Origin of the sequence: Comamonas antarctica (assembly GCF_013363755.1) — a bacterium.
In the GTDB taxonomy this organism is placed as follows: Bacteria; Pseudomonadota; Gammaproteobacteria; order Burkholderiales; family Burkholderiaceae_C; genus Comamonas; species Comamonas antarctica.
In genome coordinates this window covers 3,983,819-4,004,357 of sequence record NZ_CP054840.1, presented here as the reverse complement: position 1 = coordinate 4,004,357, position 20,539 = coordinate 3,983,819, and the positions used below count along the sequence as shown (strand labels likewise).

16 protein-coding genes and 1 pseudogene are annotated in these 20,539 nt (G+C 66.1%); 10 read left to right on the top strand and 7 right to left on the bottom strand.

Annotation, left to right across the window (positions count from 1 at the left end; genetic code table 11):
- Positions 1–106: 106 nt before the first annotated feature.
- Genes HUK68_RS18655 through HUK68_RS18640 form a run of 4 tightly spaced genes read left to right on the top strand, consistent with a single transcriptional unit; the run spans position 107 to position 4,715 of the window.
- Positions 107–1,315, top strand: coding sequence for an ABC transporter substrate-binding protein (locus HUK68_RS18655; protein ID WP_175505549.1), 1,209 nt, complete (start codon positions 107–109; stop codon positions 1,313–1,315).
- Positions 1,316–1,333: 18 nt separating this feature from the next.
- The gene (locus HUK68_RS18650) at positions 1,334–3,229 is read left to right on the top strand and encodes an ABC transporter permease (RefSeq protein WP_175505548.1); all 1,896 of its coding nucleotides are present in this window, start codon (positions 1,334–1,336) and stop codon (positions 3,227–3,229) included.
- Positions 3,226–3,990, top strand: a complete 765-nt coding sequence (locus tag HUK68_RS18645) for an ABC transporter ATP-binding protein (protein WP_175505547.1) — start codon at positions 3,226–3,228, stop codon at positions 3,988–3,990. The genes HUK68_RS18650 and HUK68_RS18645 overlap by 4 nt, the downstream gene beginning before the upstream one ends.
- On the top strand, positions 3,987–4,715 hold the full coding sequence (locus HUK68_RS18640; protein WP_175505546.1) for an ABC transporter ATP-binding protein: 729 nt from the start codon (positions 3,987–3,989) through the stop codon (positions 4,713–4,715). The genes HUK68_RS18645 and HUK68_RS18640 overlap by 4 nt, the downstream gene beginning before the upstream one ends.
- On the opposite strand, the gene HUK68_RS18635 is transcribed toward HUK68_RS18640, so the two are convergent.
- Positions 4,712–5,929, bottom strand: a complete 1,218-nt coding sequence (locus HUK68_RS18635) for a YbfB/YjiJ family MFS transporter (protein WP_175505545.1) — start codon at positions 5,927–5,929, stop codon at positions 4,712–4,714. The two genes, HUK68_RS18640 and HUK68_RS18635, sit on opposite strands and share 4 nt — an antisense overlap.
- Before the next feature lie 176 nt (positions 5,930–6,105).
- Between HUK68_RS18635 and HUK68_RS18630 the strand changes: the two genes are divergently transcribed.
- The gene (locus HUK68_RS18630; RefSeq protein WP_175505544.1) at positions 6,106–8,067 is read left to right on the top strand and encodes an acid phosphatase; all 1,962 of its coding nucleotides are present in this window, start codon (positions 6,106–6,108) and stop codon (positions 8,065–8,067) included.
- An 18-nt stretch (positions 8,068–8,085) separates the two neighbouring features.
- Here the strand turns inward: HUK68_RS18630 and HUK68_RS18625 are convergent, their stop codons facing one another.
- From HUK68_RS18625 to HUK68_RS18600, 6 genes and pseudogenes are all read right to left on the bottom strand, one after another.
- Positions 8,086–9,075, bottom strand: a complete 990-nt coding sequence (locus HUK68_RS18625) for a Bug family tripartite tricarboxylate transporter substrate binding protein (RefSeq protein WP_175505543.1) — start codon at positions 9,073–9,075, stop codon at positions 8,086–8,088.
- A gap of 44 nt (positions 9,076–9,119) precedes the next feature.
- The gene (locus HUK68_RS18620) at positions 9,120–9,905 is read right to left on the bottom strand and encodes an SDR family NAD(P)-dependent oxidoreductase (protein ID WP_175505542.1); all 786 of its coding nucleotides are present in this window, start codon (positions 9,903–9,905) and stop codon (positions 9,120–9,122) included.
- A 12-nt stretch (positions 9,906–9,917) separates the two neighbouring features.
- On the bottom strand, positions 9,918–11,801 hold the full coding sequence (locus HUK68_RS18615; protein ID WP_175505541.1) for a feruloyl-CoA synthase: 1,884 nt from the start codon (positions 11,799–11,801) through the stop codon (positions 9,918–9,920).
- A 9-nt stretch (positions 11,802–11,810) separates the two neighbouring features.
- Complete coding sequence (locus HUK68_RS18610) at positions 11,811–12,593, bottom strand: crotonase/enoyl-CoA hydratase family protein (protein ID WP_175505540.1); 783 nt, start codon at positions 12,591–12,593, stop codon at positions 11,811–11,813.
- A gap of 90 nt (positions 12,594–12,683) precedes the next feature.
- The gene (locus tag HUK68_RS18605) at positions 12,684–13,157 is read right to left on the bottom strand and encodes a MarR family winged helix-turn-helix transcriptional regulator (protein ID WP_175505539.1); all 474 of its coding nucleotides are present in this window, start codon (positions 13,155–13,157) and stop codon (positions 12,684–12,686) included.
- A 268-nt stretch (positions 13,158–13,425) separates the two neighbouring features.
- A pseudogene (locus tag HUK68_RS18600) lies at positions 13,426–14,103 on the bottom strand (ATP-binding protein); the annotation flags it as partial.
- Positions 14,104–14,247: 144 nt separating this feature from the next.
- On the opposite strand from HUK68_RS18600, the gene HUK68_RS18595 reads away from it, so the two are divergent.
- From HUK68_RS18595 to HUK68_RS18575, 5 genes are all read left to right on the top strand, one after another.
- Entirely contained in the window at positions 14,248–14,910 is a 663-nt protein-coding gene (locus HUK68_RS18595) for a TnsA endonuclease N-terminal domain-containing protein (protein ID WP_350355238.1), read from the top strand.
- A complete protein-coding gene (locus tag HUK68_RS18590) occupies positions 14,903–16,870 on the top strand; it encodes a TnsB C-terminal domain-containing protein (protein WP_175505537.1) in 1,968 nt (655 codons plus the stop codon). The genes HUK68_RS18595 and HUK68_RS18590 overlap by 8 nt, the downstream gene beginning before the upstream one ends.
- Complete coding sequence (locus HUK68_RS18585) at positions 16,867–17,787, top strand: TniB family NTP-binding protein (RefSeq protein ID WP_244146206.1); 921 nt, start codon at positions 16,867–16,869, stop codon at positions 17,785–17,787. Before HUK68_RS18590 ends, HUK68_RS18585 begins: the two co-directional genes overlap by 4 nt.
- A complete protein-coding gene (locus HUK68_RS23510; RefSeq protein ID WP_175505536.1) occupies positions 17,784–18,743 on the top strand; it encodes a TniQ family protein in 960 nt (319 codons plus the stop codon). The genes HUK68_RS18585 and HUK68_RS23510 overlap by 4 nt, the downstream gene beginning before the upstream one ends.
- Before the next feature lie 611 nt (positions 18,744–19,354).
- On the top strand, positions 19,355–20,176 hold the full coding sequence (locus HUK68_RS18575) for a hypothetical protein (RefSeq protein WP_175505535.1): 822 nt from the start codon (positions 19,355–19,357) through the stop codon (positions 20,174–20,176).
- Positions 20,177–20,539 lie beyond the last annotated feature (363 nt).

The following is a 20,539-nucleotide window of genomic DNA, read 5'->3' as shown; positions in this document are numbered from 1 at the left end:
TGCGGGGCGGGCAACTGTCAAGCGGGCAAACCTGGGCATTGTCGGGCATATGCGCCGCTAAGGGTACATTTCATTCCCAGTCCGTATTCAAACCTAAGGAAATCGCATGAAGAGGCAGGCGTGGACAATGGCGGCGGTGCTGGCCCTGGCGGGAGGCCAGGCAGGCGCGCAAGGCGTGATCAAGATCGGTGAAATCAACAGCTACAAGGCCATGCCGGCCTTTCTCGAGCCCTACAAGAAGGGCATGGAGCTGGCGGTCGAACAGATCAATGCCGGTGGCGGCATTGCCGGCAAGAAGCTCGAGCTGGTCACGCGCGACGACAACGGCAACCCGGGCGACGCGGTGCGCGCGGCCGAGGAGCTCTACACGCGCGAGAAGATCGATGTGCTCACCGGCAGCTTCCTGTCGCATGTGGGCCTGGCGCTGACCGATTACGCGCAGCAGAAAAAGCGCTTCTTCCTGGCCTCCGAAACCCTTACCGACAAGGTGGTCTGGGCCCAGGGCAACCGCTACACCTACCGCCTGCGCGGATCGACCTATATGCAGGTCGCGATGCTGGTGCCCGAGGCCGCGAAGCTGAAGAAAAAGCGCTGGGCCATCGTCTATCCCAACTACGAGTACGGCCAGTCGGCGGTGGCGACCTTCAAGAAGCTGCTCAAGGAGGCGCAACCCGATGTCGAGTTCGTCGCCGAGCAGGCGCCGGCGCTGGGCAAGATCGATGCCGGCAGCGTGGTGCAGGCGCTGGCCGATGCCAAGCCCGATGCGATCTTCAACGTGCTGTTCTCGGCCGACCTGGGCAAGTTCGTGCGCGAAGGCAACACGCGCGGCCTGTTCAAGGGCCGCGAAGTGGTCGGCCTGCTGACCGGCGAGCCCGAATACCTCGAGCCGCTGAAGAAGGAAGCGCCGCTGGGCTGGATCGTCACTGGCTATCCCTGGTACGCGATCAAGACCCCCGAGCACCAGGCCTTCCTCAAGGCCTACCAGGAGCGCTACAAGGAGCATCCGCGCCTGGGCACCATCGTTGGCTACGGCGCGATCAAGTCGCTCGAAGCCGGGCTGCGCAAGACCGGCGGCAGCGCCGACAGCGAGAAGCTGATCGCGGCGTTCAAGGGCCTGGAAGTCGACATTCCGTTCGGCCGCATCTTCTACCGGCCCGAGGACAACCAGTCGACCATGGGCGCCTATGTCGGCAAGACCGCCTACGACGAGCGCCTGCAGCATGGCGTGATGGTGGACTTCCACTATGCCGACGGCAAGGACTACCAGCCGTCGAACGAAGCCGTGCGCGCATTGCGCCCGGCTTCGGCACGCTGAGCGGCAGCGGCAAGCGCGATGAGCCTGTCCGGTCTGCTGGTGCAACTGCTCAATGGCCTGGCCAGCGCCTCGTCGCTGTTCCTGGTCTCGGTGGGCCTGTCGCTGATCTTCGGCGTCACGCGCACCATCAACTTCGCCCATGGCTCGTTCTACATGCTGGGCCTGTATGCGGCCTATTCGCTGGTCGGCGTGCTGGGCGACAGCATCGGCTTCTGGCCCGCGCTGCTGCTCGCGCCGCTGTTGACGGCGGCGCTGGGCGCGCTGGTGGAGATGCTGCTGCTGCGGCGCATCTACCAGGCGCCCGAGCTGTTCCAGCTGCTGGCGACGTTTGCGCTGGTGCTGGTGATCAAGGACGGCGTGCTGTGGTTCTGGGGGCCGGAGGAGCTGTTCGGCCCGCGCGCGCCCGGGCTCGAAGGCGCGGTCGACATCCTGGGGCGGCAGTTCCCGGTCTATGACCTGCTGCTGATCGCGGCCGGCCCCGTGGTGCTGGGCCTGCTCACGCTGCTGCTGACGCGCACGCGCTGGGGCACGCTGGTGCGCGCCGCGACGCAGGACCGCGAGATGGTCGGCGCTTTGGGCGTCAACCAGGCCTGGCTGTTCACCGCGGTGTTTGCACTGGGCACGCTGCTCGCCGGCCTGGGCGGCGCGCTGCAGTTGCCGCGCGAGCCCGCGCACCTCGACATGGACCTGCTGACGATAGGCGCGGCATTTGTCGTGGTCGTGGTCGGCGGCATGGGCTCGATTCCGGGCGCGTTTGTCGCCGCGCTCTTGATCGCCGAACTCAAGGCGATCTGCATCTGGCTCGGACTGGTGGAGATCGGCGGCGTGGAAATCTCGTTTTCCAAGCTGACGCTGGTCGTGGAATTCGTGGTGATGGCGGTGGTGCTGGTCTGGCGTCCCTGGGGGCTGATGGGCCGGCCGCAGGCCACGGCGCGCGCGCTGGGCGAAGCAGAAGCCCCGCTGCGCCGCGCCGGGCCGCGCGGGCAAGCCGCGGGCTGGGCCGGGCTGGCGCTGCTCGCGGCGCTGCCGCTGCTGGCCGGCGCGGGCAGCTATGCGCTGGTGCTGCTGACCGACATCCTGATCATGGCGCTGTTTGCCGCGAGCCTGCATGCGATTCTCGGGCCCGGCGGCATGCATTCGTTCGGCCACGCGGCCTACTTCGGCCTGGGCGCGTATGCGGCGGCGCTGCTGGTGCGCAGCAGCGGCCTGTCCATGGAAGCCGCGCTGCTGCTCGCACCGCTGGCCGCGGCCGGCGGCGCCCTGCTGTTCGGCTGGTTCTGCGTGCGGCTGTCGGGTGTCTACCTGACCATGCTCACGCTGGCGTTCGCGCAGATCACCTGGGCCATCTGCTTCCAGTGGGATGCGCTCACGGGCGGCAGCAACGGCCTGACCGGCGTCTGGCCCAGCGACTGGGCCAGCCAGGGCGCGGCCTATTACTGGCTCACGCTGGCGCTGGTCGCGGCGGGCGTCTTCGCGCTGTGGCGCATGCTGTTCGCGCCGCTGGGCCTGGCGCTGCGCGCGGCGCGCGACTCGGCGCTGCGCGCCGAGGCCATAGGCATCGACGTACGCCGCGTGCAGTGGGCGGGCTTCGTGATCGCCGGGCTGTTTGCCGGACTCGCGGGCGCGCTGTTCGTGTTCTCCAAGGGCAGCATCTCGCCCGACAGCCTGTCGGTGACGAAATCCGTCGATGCGCTGGTGATGGTGCTGCTGGGCGGCGTGCAGGCGCTGGCCGGGCCGCTGGTCGGCGCGGGCGTGTTCACCTGGCTGCACGACACCATTGCGCGCGAGACCGATTACTGGCGCGCGCTGCTGGGCGCGGTCATGCTGGCGCTGGTGCTGCTGTTTCCGCAGGGCCTTGCCGGCTTCGCGCAGCAGCTGCAGAGTGCGTGGCAGCGCCGGAGGGCGCGCGCATGAGCCTGCTGCAGGTCACGGGGCTGAACAAGGCCTTTGGCGGCGTCAAGGCCGTCGACGGCGTGGATTTCACGCTGGGCAAGGGCGAGCTGCTGGCGCTGATCGGGCCGAACGGCGCGGGCAAGTCGACCACCTTCAACCTGGTCGGCGGCCAGCTCGCGCCCGACAGCGGTTCGGTGCGGCTCGCCGGCCAGGAGATCGCGGGCCTGTCGCCGCGCGCGATCTGGCGCCGCGACGTGGGCCGCACCTTCCAGATCGCCGCGACGTTTGCCTCGCTGAGCGTGGTCGAGAACGTGCAGATGGCGCTGCTGTCGGCCGACCGCAAGGTGTTTGCGTTCTGGCGCCGCGCCGCGGGCCACCGGCGTGGTGATGCGCTGGCGCTGCTCGAGCGCGTGGGCATGGGGAACCAAGCCGACCGGCCCTGCAGCGCGCTGGCCTATGGCGACGTCAAGCGCGTGGAGCTGGCGATGGCGCTGGCGCATGGTCCGCAACTGCTGCTGATGGATGAACCCACGGCCGGCATGGCGCCGGCCGAGCGGCTGGCGCTGATGGCGCTCACGCGCGCGCTGGCCAAGGAGCGGCAGATGGGCGTGCTGTTCACCGAGCACAGCATGGACGTGGTATTCGGCCAGGCCGACCGCGTGCTGGTGCTGGTGCGCGGCCGGCTGCTGGCCGAGGGCACGCCCGAAGCGATCCAGCGCGATGCGCGCGTGCAGCAGGCCTATCTGGGCAATGGACAGATTCTTGGAAGGCGCAGGCAATGACGGCACCGCTTCTCGAAGTCAGCGGCCTGGGCGGCTGGTATGGCGCGGCGCAGATCCTGCAGGACATCGCGCTCGATGTCGGGCCGGGCGAGGTCGTGGCGCTGATGGGCCGCAATGGCGCGGGCAAGTCGACCACGCTCAAGGCCATTGCCGGCCTGCTGGCGCGGCGCAGCGGCCAGGTGCGCTGCATGGGTCAGTCCATCGACGGCTGGCCGGCCTACCGCATCGCACGGCTGGGCCTGGGCTATGTGCCCGAGGACCGGCGCATCTTCACCGATCTCACGGTGCGCGAGAACCTCGAGGTCGGCCGCCAGGCGCCGCGCCACTGGCCCGACGGCCGCGCCGCGCCACACTGGACGCCCGAGCGCCTGTTCACGCTGTTTCCCAACCTCGGCGAAATGCCCGACCGCGCGGGCGGGCGCATGAGCGGCGGCGAGCAGCAGATGCTGTCGGTGGCGCGCACGCTGATGGGCCAGCCGCTGCTGGTGCTGCTCGACGAGCCCTCGGAAGGCGTGGCGCCGCTGATCGTCGAGCAGATGGCGCAGACCATCCTGGCGCTCAAGGCCGAGGGCATCGGCATCCTGCTGTCGGAGCAGAACCTGCCGTTTTGCGAAGCCGTGGCCGACCGCGCCTATGTGCTGGAAAAAGGCCAGATCCGCTACGCCAGCAGCATGCAGGAGCTGCAGGGCAACCTGGCGGTGCGCAAGGCTTACCTAGGCATCTAGCGCGAGCGGCTGGCCCAGGCCAGCAGCGTACCCAGCGCCAGCACGCCCGCGGCCAGCGCGAACAGCGGCTGGTAAATGTGCGACTGCGCGTAGAGCCAGGCCATGCCCGTGCCCGACAGCGCCTGGGCCAGCGCGAACGCTGCCGTCGCATAGCCCCAGATGCGCTTGTGCGCGAGCGGCCCGACCAGCTGCAGCAGGCGTCCTGAAGTCAGTGCGGCCATGCCCGGCGACAGCGCGCCGACGATGAACGATGACACTCCATAGGCAACCAGCTGCAGCGTGGGCGCTGGCCCGTGCAGCAGCGCCCACGGCAGCACCACGGGGATGCAGACGGCGAGGGTCTTGAGCGCCATGCCGCCGACCACGGCGCGGTGCCAGTCCCAGCGCGCGGCGCAGGCGGCCGTGGCGATCGGCCCGAGCAGCGCGCCCAGGCCGAACAGCCCCCACTGCAGCGCGCCGAAGGCCGTGCCCAGCTGGCGTTCGCGCGCGAGATAGTCGACCCAGAACACGGTATGCGGCACAAAGCCCGCGGCATCGCAGGCATAGGCCGCGAGCAGCCACAGCACCGGCAGCAGCCAGGCCTTGCCGGGTGCGGCATTGGGCAGCGGCGCCGCCACCGCGGGCTGCTGCCGGGCCAGCCGCGCGGCCGCTGCGGGAATCCGCTGGCTGCTGCGCCAGCCCCACCAGCCGCACAGCGCCGACACCAGCGCCAGCGCCACCCAGGTCCAGAACAGGTCGAGCCGCACCAGTGCCGGCACCAGCGTGGCCGACATCAGCGCGCCCATGCCCACGCCCGCGAACAGCACCGGCCCCAGCGCCGCGCGCCGTGCCGTCGGCAGCGCCGCCATCGCCGCCGACGGGCCGATGACCATCAGCACCGCCGCAGCCATGCCGGCCAGGCAGCGCCAGGCAAAGAACAGCGCAAACGGCTGCGGCACGGCCGACAGCGCAAAGCTCAGCGTCACCGCCATGAAGCTGCCCAGCAGCACGCGCGGCACGCTCCAGCGCTCGGTGAGCCCATGCGCGCCAAGCGCGCCCACCAGATAGCCCAGCAGCGTGGCCGCGCCCAGATAGGCCGCCTGGTCGGGACTGAACCAGTGGGCCTGCACCAGCGCCGGCATCAGCGCGGTGAAGGCCATGCGGCTCAGGCCGACGCCGCACAGCGTGGCCATCAGGCCGGTGAGAAGCAGGGGGAGTTCGTGGCGTTGGATCACAGGGCGGGTCTGGATGATGCGCGGTACGGCGCCGCGGTGGAAGCTTGCGCGTGCCGGCGCGCAATGGCAAGCCTTGGCTGTCGCCTGGGCGCCCACATGCGCCAACGGGACGTCATGAAATTTTCATGCAAGCGCCTTAGGGTGGCGGCACTTCCATCGTCAGCGACCCCTATCAAATGCTTCACAGCAGCTTCTCCGGCGCCGCGGCGCCTGCCGTCTGGACCCTGCGCGCGTCCGTGCTGGCCACGCTTCTTGCCCTTTCCGCCTGCGGTGGCGACAACGCCCCGGTGGCCGAAGACGTCGTCGAGACCGCGCCCGTGGTGATCCCCGCCGCGCCCGCGGGCCTGGGCTATACCGACAGTGCTCCCCTGCCCGACGTGCCGGCCTTCGTCGACTACGCCCACACCAACCAGCGCGACAACCCCTGCATGGTCGGCGTGGCGACGAATGCGGGCGTGCGCGTGCTCTCCGGCTTTCTCGACATCTGGACCCCCAGCACGCAGATCGTCGATGCCGGCGTGAACCTCGCGGCCGCCAATGGCTGCCCCGCCGTGACCGCTTCGGCCTGGAGCGGCGTGCCCGGCACATCGCCCGACGGCACGGTGGTGAACGCCGTCGCGCACGCGGAAAACATCGCCTTCTCGACGCGCATCACCGTGCAGCGCACGGCCGAGCAGGCGATTGCCGCCTACTACGACGACCGCCGCGGCAAGAACTACAGCGTGACCGACGGCATGGGCCCGTTCACCGGCGCCTGGCGCAAGCTGGCGCGCCAGACCACGACCATCAACGACATCCCCACGGATGCGAGCACCCAGGTCTACAACGACGGCGGCAACAACACCGGCGTGGCCGGCGCGGCCAACCCCGAGTTCGGCCAGGTGATTGCCTTCGTGCAGAGCATGGGCAGCAACGCCTCGACCGAGCCCGCTAAGCGCTTCTACAAGTACGCGCGGCCCTGGCGCTGGAGCAACGGCGTGGTGGTCCAGCCGACGCTGCTGCCCGCGCGCAGCGGCACGCCCGCCACCGATGGCGGCTTTCCCAGCGGCCACACGGCCGAATCGGTGCGCAATGCGATTGCCATGGCCTACGTGGTGCCCGAGCGCTTCCAGGAAATGCTGGCGCGCGGGCTGGAGCTGGGCGAGAACCGCATCGTCGCCGGCATGCACTCGCCGCTGGACGTGATGGGCGGCCGCGTGCTGGGCCAGGCTTCGGCGCTGGGCAATATCTACGCCGCCACGCCCGAGTCGCGCGCTGCCGCCTACGCGCAGGCGCAGCAGGCGCTGCGCGCCGAAGCCAGCGCGAAGACGGACGCCGAATTCCTCGCCGCGGCGCAGGTGCCGGGTATCGACCACGCCGCGGCCGCGGCCAGCTACCGCCACCGCCTGACCTTTGACTTCGCGCAGACCGGTGCCGCCGGCAAGGCCGCCGTGGTGCCCAAGGGCGCCGAAGTGCTGCTGGAGACGCGCCTGCCCTATCTGAGCCCCGAGCAGCGCCGCGTGGTGCTCAAGACCACGGCCATTGCGTCGGGCTATCCGGCCATGGATGACGCCGAAGGCTTCGGCCGCCTGAACCTGTTTGCCGCGGCCGACGGCTTTGGCGCCTTCAACGGCGACGTGGCCGTGACCATGGACGCGAGCCGCGGCGGCTTCCACGCGGCCGACACCTGGCGCAATGCCATTGGCGGCGCGGGCAAGCTGACCAAGCTGGGCACGGGCAGCCTGACACTGGCCGGCAGCAATGCCTACAGCGGCGGCACCCAGGTCCAGGCCGGCACGCTGGTGGCCGCCAGCGCCGGCGCGCTGGGACAGGGTGTGGTCCATCTCGATGGCACGGGCACCTTGAAGATCGCCGCGGGCACCGCCGCCAAGGCCGGCGCCGACTTCACCCAGGCCGGCGACGCGGTGCTTGAAGTCACGGCCGGCAACGCCGCGGCGCTGCAGGTCGCCGGCAAGGCCACGCTGGGCACGGGCAGCCTGCTTCGCGTGCACTTCGGCGCCGGCACCAGCGCGGGCCAGGTCATCCCGGTGATCCAGGCCGGCGCGCTGCTGGGCCGGTTCGGCCGCATCGAGCTGCCCGCGGGCGTGAACGCCAGCCCGGTCTATGAGGCCGGCGGCATGGGCCTGCGCGTGCAGTAACGCACGGCATTCGGGGCCTCAGGAATCGGCGGTGAAGCCGATCTTCTTGATGATCGGCCCCCAGTGCGCATATTCCGCCTTCTGCCAGCGCTCCATCTCGGCCGCCGTGGTGCCGTGCGGGATCAAGCCCATGATGGCCAGGCTGTCGGTCACGCTCTTTTCCTTGAGCGCGGCGTTGATCGCGGCATTGGCTTCGGCCAGCACCCTGGCCGGCGTCTTGGCGGGCGCGTAGAAGCCGAACCATTCCTCGGTCGTGAGTTCGGGGAAGCCGGCTTCGGCAAACGTCGGCACGTCGGGCAGCGAGGGGAAGCGCTGCGGGCCCGAGGTGGCGAGAATGCGCATCTTGCCGGCCTTGGCGTTGGCGAGGAAGTCGCCGCAGGGGCCGACCACCGAGGCGATCTGCCCGGCCACGGTATCGGTCACGGCCGGCACGGTGCCGCGGTAGGGCACATGCTTGAGCGCCACGCCGCTGTTGATGCCCAGCAGCGCGCCGAGGAAGTGCGGTGTGGTGCCCGCGCCGGGCGAGCCGTAGTTGGCCAGATCGGGGTGCGCCTTGGCCCAGGCCAGATAGTCCTTGACGCTCTTGACGCCGGCCGGCACCAGCGGCCCGACGGCCAGGCCGTGGTGCATGATCGCGCCGATCGATACCGGCGCGAAGTCCTGCGCGCTGTAGTTCAGCTTGCTGTAGATGTGCGGGTAGTTGGCGAGCGCCGAGACCTGGGCCAGCGCCAGCACCGAGCCGTCGGCCGGCGCGGTTTTCAGCGTCTCCAGCGCAATGCGCCCGCCCGCGCCGGGCTTGTTCTCGACGATGCCGGCATGCCGCGAATAGGCCGTGCCCGCGAGCTTCTCGCCCACGCGCCGCGCCACGTTGTCGCCCGCGCTGCCCGCGGGAAAGCCGTAGTAGATCTTCACCTGCTCCACGGCCTGGGCCTGCGCCGCCAGCGGCTGCAGCGCGGCCAGCGCCGCGCCGGCGCCCAGGGTGTGGATGAACTCGCGTCGTGTCGTCATGTTGTCTCCTCTTGTGCTTGTCATTGACGGGCGGGAACGGGGGCTCAGCGCGGCGCCATGCGCAGCGCGCCATCGAGGCGTATCACTTCTCCATTCAGGTGGCCGTTGGTCACGACCTGGGTGGCGAGCTGCGCGAACTCCTCGGGCTTGCCCAGGCGTGGCGGGAACGGAATGCTCGCCGCCAGCGACTGCTGCACGCTTTCGGGCAACTCCTGCATCAGCGGCGTGGCGAACAGCCCGGGCGCGATGGTGCAGACACGGATGCCGTGCTGCGCCAGATCGCGCGCCATGGGCAGCGTCATGCCCGCCAGTCCGGCCTTGGAGGCGCTGTAGGCCTGCTGGCCCACCTGGCCGTCGAAGGCCGCGACCGAGGCCGTGAACAGCATCACCCCGCGTTCGCCGCCGTCCAGCGGCGCGAGCCTGGCGCAGGCCGCGGCAAACAGCCGGCTCACGTTGTAGGCGCCGATCAGGTTGACATTGATCACGCGCGTGAAATCCTCGAGCGGCGCGGCGCTGCCGTCGCGCTGCACGATGCGCTTGGCGCTGCCGATGCCGGCCACGTTCATGAGCATGCGCGCCGCGCCCAGCGCCGCCTCGGCCACGGCCAGCGCGGCCGTGACGCTGGCGGTGTCTGTGATGTCGCAGGCGCAGGCGAGGGCGCGGCCGCTGCCATGCGCGGCGTTGATCCCGGCGGCCACGCGTTCGGCGGCTTCGAGGTTGCGGTCGAGAATCGCGACCTTGGCGCCCAGGCGCGCGAGTTCGCGTGCCGTGGCTTCGCCCAGGCCCGAAGCGCCGCCGGTGACGAGTGCGGTATGTCCTTGGATCTGCATGCTGTGCTTGCCTCAGGTTTGCGGGAAAAGAATGCCGCCGGCGCTGCCCTCATGCAGCGCGTCGACGACCGCCGCGCGGTGGCTCAGCACCGCGCGCTGGTTGACTGAACCCTTGTCGGTGATCTCGCCGCGGTCCAGCGACGGTGGCTCGGCCAGCAGCAGCGCGCGCGCCACGCGGCTGGCGCTGCCGGTCGCCTGGCGCGCGAGCTGATCGAGCAGGGACTGCATCTGCCCGCGCACGCCGGCGCTGGCCAGCACCTCGGCCCAGGGCGCGTCGGCGCCCAGCCCGCTCAGTTCGCGGCAGCGCGGCGCGGCAAACATCAGCAGCCCGACTTCGTTGCGGTTCAGGCCGGTGACGACCACGTCCTGCAGATAGGGCGCGCCCGCGGCCAGCACCCTGGCGCGCAGCGGCCCGACGCTCACGAAGGTGCCCGTGGCCAGCTTGAAATCCTCGGCGATGCGGCCGTCGAAGCGCAGGCCGCGGTGCAGGTTGTCCGGATCGATCCAGCGCACCGCGTCGCCGGTGCACAGAAAGCCTTCGTCGTCGAACGCGGCGCGCGTGGCCTCGGCATTGCGCCAGTAGCCGGGCGTGATGTTGGGGCCGCGGTAGCGCACCTCGGTCTTGCCCTCGGTCTCGACCAGCTTCACCGTCGTGCCCGGCACCGGGCTGCCGATGTCGCCGGCCGTGACGTCGTGGCTGTTGACGAACAGCGCCGACGGCGCCGACTCGGTCATGCCCAGGCCCGTGGCCATGATGATGCGTTCGCCCAGCGCGGCTTCCTGCGTCGCATGCAGGCTGTCCCACACCGGCTGCGCCAGGCCCGCGCCCGAGTAGAAGAAAAAGCGCACGCGCGACAGCAGCGTCGCGCGCAGCTGCGCATCGGTCTGCAGCGCATGCGCGATCTGCTCGAAGCCCGTGGGCACGTTGAAGTACACCGTGGGCGCGATCTCGCGCAGGTTGCGCAGCGTCTCGTACATCAGCGCCGGCGTGGGCTTGCCGTCGTCGATGTAGAGCGTGCCGCCATGCTGCAGCACCAGGCCGACATTGTGGTTGCCGCCAAAGGTGTGGTTCCACGGCAGCCAGTCGACCAGCACCGGCGGCGCCTCGGCCAGCGCCGGCAGCGACAGCGTGATCTGCTGCAGGTTCGCGCACCACATGCGCTGGGTGTTGATCACCGACTTGGGCAGCTTGGTCGAGCCCGAGGTGAACAGGAACTTGACGATGGTGTCGGGGCCCGTGGCCTGCATCGCGGCATCGATGGCCGGCGTGGCCTCGGTGGCCAGCAGCTGCGCAAATGCCGTGGTTTCGCGGCCTTCGAGCCGTCCTTCGACCAGCACCACTTCGACATCGCGCGGCACGGTCGCTGCAATGGCCGCGCCGAAGCGCGCGCCGTCGGCCGCCAGCACCAGGCCCGGCGTGAGCGTCTGCAGCACATGCTGCAGCTTGGCGAAATCCTGGCTCGCCGTGGCATAGGCCGTCGACACCGGGCAATAGGGCACGCCCGCATACATGCAACCCAGCGCCATCAAGCCGTGTTCAAGGCTGTTCTCGCTCAGGATCAGTACGGGGCGCTCGGCATCGAGGCCGCGATCGAGCAGCGCCTGGCCGATGCGGCGCGCGGCCGCCAGCGCTTCGCCATAGCGCAGATGCTGCCATTCGCCGCTGCTGCCGTCGGGGCGCCGGCGGCGGCGCGCGAGAAAGCTGGCTTCGGGCGTGGCCGCGGCCCAGTGGCGCAGGTAGTCGGTGACGCGCAGCGCATAGTCGCCCAGCGGCAGTTCGGCATCGAGATAGCGCACGCCTGGCGCACCTTCGCGCAGCGTGACGCGCGTCACGCCAAAGGCCATGGGACGGTAGCGCACGGCAGTGGTTTCACGGGGCAGGGCAAGAGCGGACATGGCGCCTCCTCAAGACTTGCCGACCTTGGCTGCGTGGCCCGCGAGAAAGTCGCCCAGGCGCTGCTTGGCCTCGGGCGCGCTCTGCGCGATCGCGGCCATCATGGCCTCGGTGAAATAGCCCTGGTCCGCGGGCTGCTCGGCGATGCGCGGCAGCGCCTGGACCAGCGCGTAATTGGTCAGCGGCGCGTTCTGCGCCACGCGCAGAGCGAGCGCGCAGGCCTTGTCGAAGGCCTGGCCTTCGGGCACCAGGTACTGCGCCATGCCGATGCGCTCGCCCTCCTGCGCGTCATAGACACGGCCGGTGAGCATCATGTCGGCCATGCGCGCCGCGCCGATCAGCTTCGGGATGCGCACCGAGCCGCCGCCGCCGACGAAGATGCCGCGCGAGCCCTCGGGCAGTGCATAGAAGGTCGTGGCATCGGCGACGCGGATATGGCAGGCGCTGGCAAGTTCCAGGCCGCCGCCGACCACGGCGCCATGCAGCGCCGCAATCACCGGCACCGGCCCGAACTGCACGCGCTCGAGCGCCGCATGCCACATGCGCGAATGGTGCAGGCCCTGGGCCGCATCGCGCTCCTGCAGCTCGGCAAGATCCAGCCCGGCGCAGAAATGCGGGCCTTCGCCATCGATCACCGCGGCGCGCACGCTGGCCGGCAGGGTCTCGAAGATATCGCGCAAGGCCAGGATCAGGCCGTCGCTCAGCGCATTGCGCTTGGCGTCGCGCGCCAGCCGGATCACGGCAATCTCCTGCGCGTCGCCACGCAGCTCGAAATGGATGTCAGGGTGGGTCATGGGGCTCTCCTGGCGTTTGATTTTGGTTATCTTTCATAACCATATCAAGCGAGAAAAGCAGCTTTGGACCTGGGATATACCCGCGCCGGGTCAGTCGTAGATTTTCTGCAGCAGCCGGATCAGCGTCTTGCGTTCCTGCGCCGTGAGCCGGTCGGTGGCGTCGATCTCGAGCGCACTGACGGTCTGCTCGGCCTGCGCGTTCAGCGCCTGGCCTTCCTCGGTCAGGTACAGGCCCATGGCACGCCCATCGTAGGGATGGGGGCGGCGCACCAGCAGGCTGCGCTTTTCCAGCACGCCCACCAGGCTCACCAGGTTCGGCGGCAGGATGTTGAGGCTGGCGCAGACCTGGCGCGAGGTGATGCCGGCGTTGTGCGCCACCAGGTTGAGCAGCGAGAAATCCACGACCTTGAGCCCGTAGACCGCCATGCGCTCGGTGAAGACCTCGATGATCGACAGCGATGCACGCCGCGCGTTGTAGCCGACCAGCGTGCGCAGGAAGTCGGTGTTGACGGCATCCACGATGTCGATCGCTACCGCGGGAGAAAGGGTTTTGGCGCTTGGCATGCGGCGATTGTGCCGCGCCAGGGCAAGCGCGCAATAGCTGGTTTCCACCGGGCGTGGCCTACCTGCGTGACCTGTCGATGCGCCCACCGTTCACGCTGAGTCTGTCGACCCCCGTCCGTCCTGGCCCTGCCGACCTCCCGTTCGTCCTGAGCCTGTCGACCCCACCGTTCGCCCTGAGCCTGTCGAAGGGTGGGAGTTTCCGCCACCGCCCGGCTGGCGGCGATCGAAGGAAATCGAAGCGCGAAGCCGGCTAATGCGGCTAATGCGGCTACTGCGGCGCCAGCAGCGCGCGCCGGTACTGCACTGCCTCGGCCACATGCGGCGTCTCGGTGTGCGCGCTGTCGGCAAGATCGGCAATGGTGCGCGCCACCTTGAGCACGCGGTGCAGGCTGCGGCCCGACCAGCCCAGGCGCGCGGCCGCCGATTGCACCAGCGTCTTGGCCGCGGGCGCGAGCTGCAGGTGGCGGTCGATGGCCGGGCCCTGCAGGCCCTGGTTGGGGATGCCCTGGCGTTCGCACGCCAGCGCATGCGCGCGCACCACGCGGGCGCGGATCTGGGCCGTCGACTCTGCCTGGGTCGCATCGGCGCGGCTGGCGGCCAGCAACTGCGCCGCGGGCAGCGCCGGCACTTCGACATGCAGGTCGATGCGGTCGAGCAGCGGCCCGCTGAGCTTGCGCTGGTAGCGCGCCACCTGGTCGGGCGTGCAGCGGCAGCGCTGCTGCGCCGAGCCCCAGAAGCCGCAGGGGCAGGGGTTCATCGCGGCGATCAGCTGGAAGCGTGCCGGAAATTCGGCGCGCTGCGCGGCGCGCGCAATGGTGATGCGGCCGGTCTCGAGCGGCTCGCGCAGCGCCTCGAGCGCGGCGCGGCTGAACTCCGGGAACTCGTCGAGAAACAGCACGCCATGGTGCGCCAGCGAGATCTCGCCCGGGCGCGGCGGCGAGCCCCTGTGAGATGATGTAATTGATGAGACTGATTCCGTTGCGCCACAAAGGGTTAGCTGATTTTTTCATGAATTGATGAGACTGTTTCATGTCAAATAGATGAGACTGGAGAGAGGACTTTGCTAAATAGAAGAGACAACCCCACCGTTGTGCGGTCGGTGCGCAAGATTCCGACCAATCGCCGTAGCGTCACGGGCTTCGTAAGCTGGCGCGCGCAGAGTTCTATCCCGTACGAGTCCACATTGGAACGAGACTTTGTTCTACGCCAGGCATTCAACCTGGGGGTGGCGTCTGTGGTCTCGCAACCGTGTGAGGTTCCTTTCATGACCCGCTCGGGGACGAAGTCAATTGCCACTCCGGACTACCTTGTCTATTACAAGGTTCGGGACGATGCGATTGGCATGGAGTTCAAGCCCATGCTGGTCGAGGTGAAGGAACGCAAGGAGTGGCTGAAGCACTGGCGGGAGTGGCTCCCCAAATGGGTCGCCACCCGTCGCTATGCACGTGAGCAAGGGTGGCTTTTTCGAGTGATGGACGAGACCCGCATCCGCACACCAGCCTTCGACAACATCATGTTCCTGCGCCGCTACGACGATTTGGATGTGTGCCCACACCAAAGTGCAGCCGTCGTGGAAGACATGCGTGAACTTGGTTCAGTTTCCATTGACTACATCCTGGCCAAGCATTTCGCCGGAAGCTTCCGTGCTCAAGGCATTGCACACCTATGGCATCTGCTAGCGACCCGGCAGCTTGACTGCGATATCTGCGATCCGCTCAACGAAGACACCCTCATCTGGGCAGCCTATGATTGACAAGGACTACGGAGACTATTTCGAGGAAACGCCTTCGGTGGTCATAAAGCGCAGGCGCATTGACGTTCGCAGCGGCGCCTTGGTCCGTCATCGCGACGGAGTCTTTCGAATTGCCGAGGTGCTGGACTTCAACACCGTCACCGCGACCAGCATGCAGACCGGCAGAACCAGCGTGTTGCTGGTCAGTGATTTGGAGAATGTTGATCAAGATCCTGGGTCTCCTTCTGACATCGATATCAACGCGATCGTTGAGGATGACTGGCGCGTTGCGCAGACGCGTTTTGCGGCGATCGAACCGCTGCTGACGACCAAAAGTCCAACCCGAGCCGCAGTTCAGGCACGTGCGCAAGAGCTGGGGGTTGGCATAGCCACGCTGTATCGCTGGATCAGCCGATATCGGTCGCTGGATGCAGTGTCGGGGCTGGTTCCTTTGAAGCGTGGCTGGCAGTACGGAAAGGGCCGGATTTCCAAGAGCGTCCAATTGCTCATCGAGGACGTAATCAACAATTACTACCTGACTCCGGAGCGGCCCACTGCGGAGAAGGTCGTGCGTGAGGTGCTGCGTATTTGTGAGGAGCAGAATGTGCAGGCCCCGAGCGCTACGGCAGTGCGTCAGCGTATCGACCGTATTCCGGAGGTGGAGCGGCTTCGTCGGCGTGGTCAGCGTGAGCGGGCCAAGAACAAGTTTTTGCCTACTCCCGGTACTACGCCAGGAGGCGACTATCCCCTCGCGATTTATCAGATCGATCACACGCCCATCGATGTGATCGTTGTGGATGACGAACATCGTAAGCCTGTTGGTCGACCATGGCTGACAATTGCCATTGATGAGTATTCCCGCATGGTCGCGGGCTACTACATAAGCTTTGACGCGCCCTCGGTTGTCTCGGTCGGCATGTGTCTGGCACACGCCCTGATCCCAAAGGACATGTGGCTGCTCAAGCATGGTGTCGATGCAGAATGGCCTATTTGGGGACGACCCAAAAAAGTGCGTTGGGACAACGGGCCTGACTTCCGTTCGGACAGCGTCCGCGATGTGTGCAACCTCTATGCGATTGATGCAGAGTTTCGACCCGTGAAGGTGCCTCGTTATGGCGGCCACATCGAACGGTTACAGGGCACCTTGCTGCGAGAGCTGCACGATCTGCCAGGCACCACGTTTTCATCTGTACAGGAGCGCCAGGAATACGACTCGGAAGGCCGGGCCATATTCACAAAGTCTGAGCTGGAAAAGCAGTTGCTCAAGATCATTTGCAACGAGTACCACCGCAGAAATCATCGATCTTTGGATATGCCGCCGTTGCGGCGATTCGAGCTTGGCATCTTTGGCCACGGTGGGCAGCTCGGAACTGGTATGCCACCCCGACCGACTGACTATCTGTCGATCTACATCGACTTTCTGCCGATCATTTGGCGCACGGTGCAAAACGATGGGGTGGATATCGATAAGCGCTACTACGCCGACGTTTTGCGCCCCTGGATTGGTGTCATCGATCCTGAGACTGGCAAGGGGTTGAAGCACCCCTTCCGCCGTGACCCGCGCGACATCAGCGCGATCTGGTTCTTCGATCCCGAGCTCAAGGAATATTTCAAGATTCCTCTGGCAGACCCCAACTTCCCAAGTTGCAGTATTTGGGAGCTGAAGCGGGCTAAGCAAGAGCTTAAAGATGCGGGGTTTGACCCATCGGATTCCACGGCGGTTCTGCGGTCCATTACTGAGCGGCGTCAGCTGACCAAAGACAGCGCTGCAAAGACCAAGCAGGCTCGCAAGGCCGCTCAGCGCCAGGCGGATCACCAAAGAGTGGCCGACGAGGGGCCTGCGCCAGTACAGGCACCCAAGGTACGGGCAAGCGCAGACCGTGACATCGCTCCGCGGCCCACGGCAGCATCGCGCATAACAGCATTGCTGCCCGCCGCAAGTTTGCTCACAGACGTTGTACGCGGGAGCGATATCGCATGACCAAGATGGAATTAGAGCCAAGCGCCGCGCCTGAGGCCACGCACATCCATGAGAGCTTTCGCACGGCGCTGGACTTGGGCCCGGAGGAGCGGATTCGTTTCTTGCTCGAACCCCGCTGGATTGGTTACGCACGTGCCAAGCTGATCCTCGATGATATGGCCGCCCTCATGCGTATGCCCAAGGTCCCTCGCATGCGCAATATGCTGGTTGTGGGCGACTCCAACAACGGGAAAACCAAAATCATCGAGCGTTTCATGGAGCTGCACGGTGAGGGCTACGTCAGCGAGGATTCGCACAGCATTCGCCCAGTCATCATTGCCGAGTCACCCCCGTCGGCCGATGAAAAAGGGCTGTATGTGTCCATCCTCAGCCAGTTCTGGTCACCATACAAAAAGAATGGCACCGTGACGGAACTGCGGTACGACGCCATCTCGCGCTTGCGCCTATGCCACGCCGAAATACTGATCATCGACGAAATCCACTCGCTATTGGTGGGACCATCGGCCAAGCTGCGAGCCGTGATGAACACGATCAAGATGCTATGCAATGAACTGCGCATTCCGATTGTTTGTGTGGGCACTAGAGACGCGGTGCGCGTGCTGCATTCAGATCCGCAGCATGCCAGTCGGTTCGATGTGTATTCGCTCCCGCTGTGGAAGCTTGATCCTGAGTTCCAGACGTTGTTGGCTGGATTTGAAAGCGTGCTTCCATTGAAAAAACCCTCAGGTCTCGCGAGCCCAGAGATAGCCACACTTTTGTATGACATCAGCGAAGGCAATCTTGGGGATCTGCACCGACTGCTTATCGAGTGCAGCAAGGTCGCCATCCAGTCTGGGCAAGAGTGCATCACACGGGAGATCGTGGCCTCTAAGGTGTGGGTCAAACCGACCAAAGGCATTCGTGAAGTCCAGCCATGAGCAATGCTTCCTGGCAACAGCCCTATAAGGACGAACTGCTTTCGTCTTGGCTGGCTAGAGTTGCTTTGCATAGCGGGTGTGACCCCCTGACATTGACCGGGGCGATTTGGCCCAAATGGCGGATGTGGACGATCGATGCGGACCGTGGGCTGACCGCATCGCGGGCAATGCACGCCGCCGCGTGGTTTGGATGTGAACCTGATGCCGTGCATGCGGCTACGCTTGGGGGGCTGGTAGATCGTCTTGCTGGAGTTTCCGCGCGGAGCCGTCCAGTCGTGCCTTGGATCACTGCCTTGGGCAACCGCAACCGGCAGCGCTACGCAGGCTTGCCGTGCTGTCCCCAGTGCCTTGCCAGCGATCCAGAGCCGTTTTTTCGGCGTGCCTGGCGCTTGGCCTTTGTCGTGGGCTGCGAGGTCCATGGCACACGTCTGATCGACCGATGCCCCTACTGCCACGCGCTGATTGCACCTCATCTCTGCATCAGCAAGCTGCCAAACTTGGCACGGTGTTCGGCCTGTGGGCGGGACATGCGCAGGTATGTGCCTCCCTTGGCGGAGGTGGATGCCATGGCATTTCAGCGGAGGGCGATGGAAGTGTTGTCCGTCGGTGAGGGGTTATGGGACGGCGGTGCCGTTTCTGGCGTGGATTGGTTTCGCCGCATGCGCGGTATGTTGGCGCCTTCGCGCTGCATAGTCGTACGCGCAGATTTTCAGGAGCCTGCACTTCGGCCGAATAACTTGCTGCTGGAGATGCAATCGCCCCGCGAGCGTGAGGCGCGGCTGTGCAGCTTCATCACGATACTGCGGGTAGATGCGGCTTCAAAGTCGGCCGGTGCAGCTGGGCTACCAGGCGCGGTCCGTGCATCGAGAAAGGCAGGAGAATCGCCCATTCCGGTTTCTAAAGAGCTTGTTCAGGCAGACTGGGAACGTTGGCTGCGAAGGAATCGCCGGTGGTGATGGAATTGGAGAGTGCACAGTACGAGTGCAATGAGTGCGGACGCCTTGTGTCCAAATTCTCTCGGATAGAAAACGGCCGGCACTACTGCTCGACTTGCTATGCACGCTGCTTCAAAAAAGGACCATGCCCAGGATGCGGAATCCCAAGCCGTTTGCTTGCAAGCGATCCTGCGGCCCAATGCCGCAAATGCGCAGCTGCGCGCCCGTGTGTTCGATGCCACCGCAGCGGGCGTGCGCTGGGGTTGATGTTGCCTCAGGGACCCGTTTGCAACTCCTGCTACGTGTACTTCCGAGAGTCGCAGCGCTGCAGCATATGCAACAACCTCGTCCGCAAGTATTCGCGCTCGGCACCAGACCAAGCGGTCGTCTGCCTGCAGTGTAAAGGCTTCAACAACAAGACCTGTGGTGTGTGTCGTCGTCACCGACCCTGTACGGCGCGCAGTGATGGCGCCTGGATTTGCCGTAAATGCGAAAGCGAGCCCTATACCGCCTGCCATGTGTGCCAAGCACCGGTTGAGCCTGGACGTAATGGCCGTTGCGAGGCCTGCTACTGGAAGGGGCGATGCGAGCTCAATGGGGGGCAGCTGACGGAGTTGTTTAGCTGTGAGCTCGTGCATCAGGCCTTTTCCTCGTATGTGCGTTGGGCAGTTGTACACACTAATGCCAAGCGACTGTGCTTGGCATTGGTCCGGCATGCGGAGTTTTTCACCACGCTGGACCAGCACCCCAATGCCGTCTGGGACGATGCCTTTGTGCTGCGGGTGTTCGGGACTGCCAGGCTGCGCAAGTACGAGTTACCAATGCGGTGGTTGCAAGACCAACATGCGCTGGCGTTGACACCGGAGGCAAAGCAAGCCAATGCGGAGATCCAGACATCGCGGAAGCTTATGCAAAGCCTACCTGCAGGCTCGGTGGCAGAGGCTGTGCTCCATGCCTTCTTCGATGAGCTCCATGCACGTATGAAGGCTGGAAAGATCAAGCCTCGGACCATGCGAATGGCGCTACGCCCTGCTGTCAGCTTGTTGTTTGCTACATCGCCCGAGGGAGCGGCGATGCCCAACCAAGCCGCGTTGAACGACATGCTCCGTCGCGCGCCTGGTCAACGAGCAGCGACATCAACGTTCCTTGGATTTTTAAAAGCCCGCTATGCCATCGAGCTCCTGGCGCGCCAAATTCCATCGCATGCAGTGGCGGACGCCCGGGAAAAGCTAGGGACCCAGCTTTCCGAAATCGCAAATTCCAGTCGGCGTGACCCCAAGAGCCGGATGCAGTGGGACGTAGCCGCATTGCGGTACTTCCATCGTCTAAGCAAACGCCAGGCACAGGAGATTATTAAAACTGCGAAGCGGGCCCTGTTGCCAAGTGGAGATGAGCTACACATGGGAGGGCAGGTTTTTTGGGTACCTCACCCACCGTGGACAGTAGCTTCTTAGAAGACCTACCCACCAAAAAAGTGTCACGCTATCCCACCAGCCATGATGTAAAGGAGGCTCAATGTATACGATTTTTTGCGATCGATGATAAAGTGCTGATGTGCTCCCTTGCTTTGACCGTTCCTAGCATTTCGGTCTCCGCACTGGTGCGACTAGCCCCGGAGACCTTCATTCGAGTCGAAGCCGGCAAGCGACTGGTAGCCCTGGCAGGTGCTTTACCAGATATGCGCCATATCCCTCGTGAAAGCTAATGTCGAACGCCACCGCACTTTCGTGCGGCGTCGCTCTACTTTTCTTTTTTCTAGATGGGGCCACAGGCCCAGCAGCAGCCGAGATGGGCGTCTAGGGGCCCGTGTCCGATGA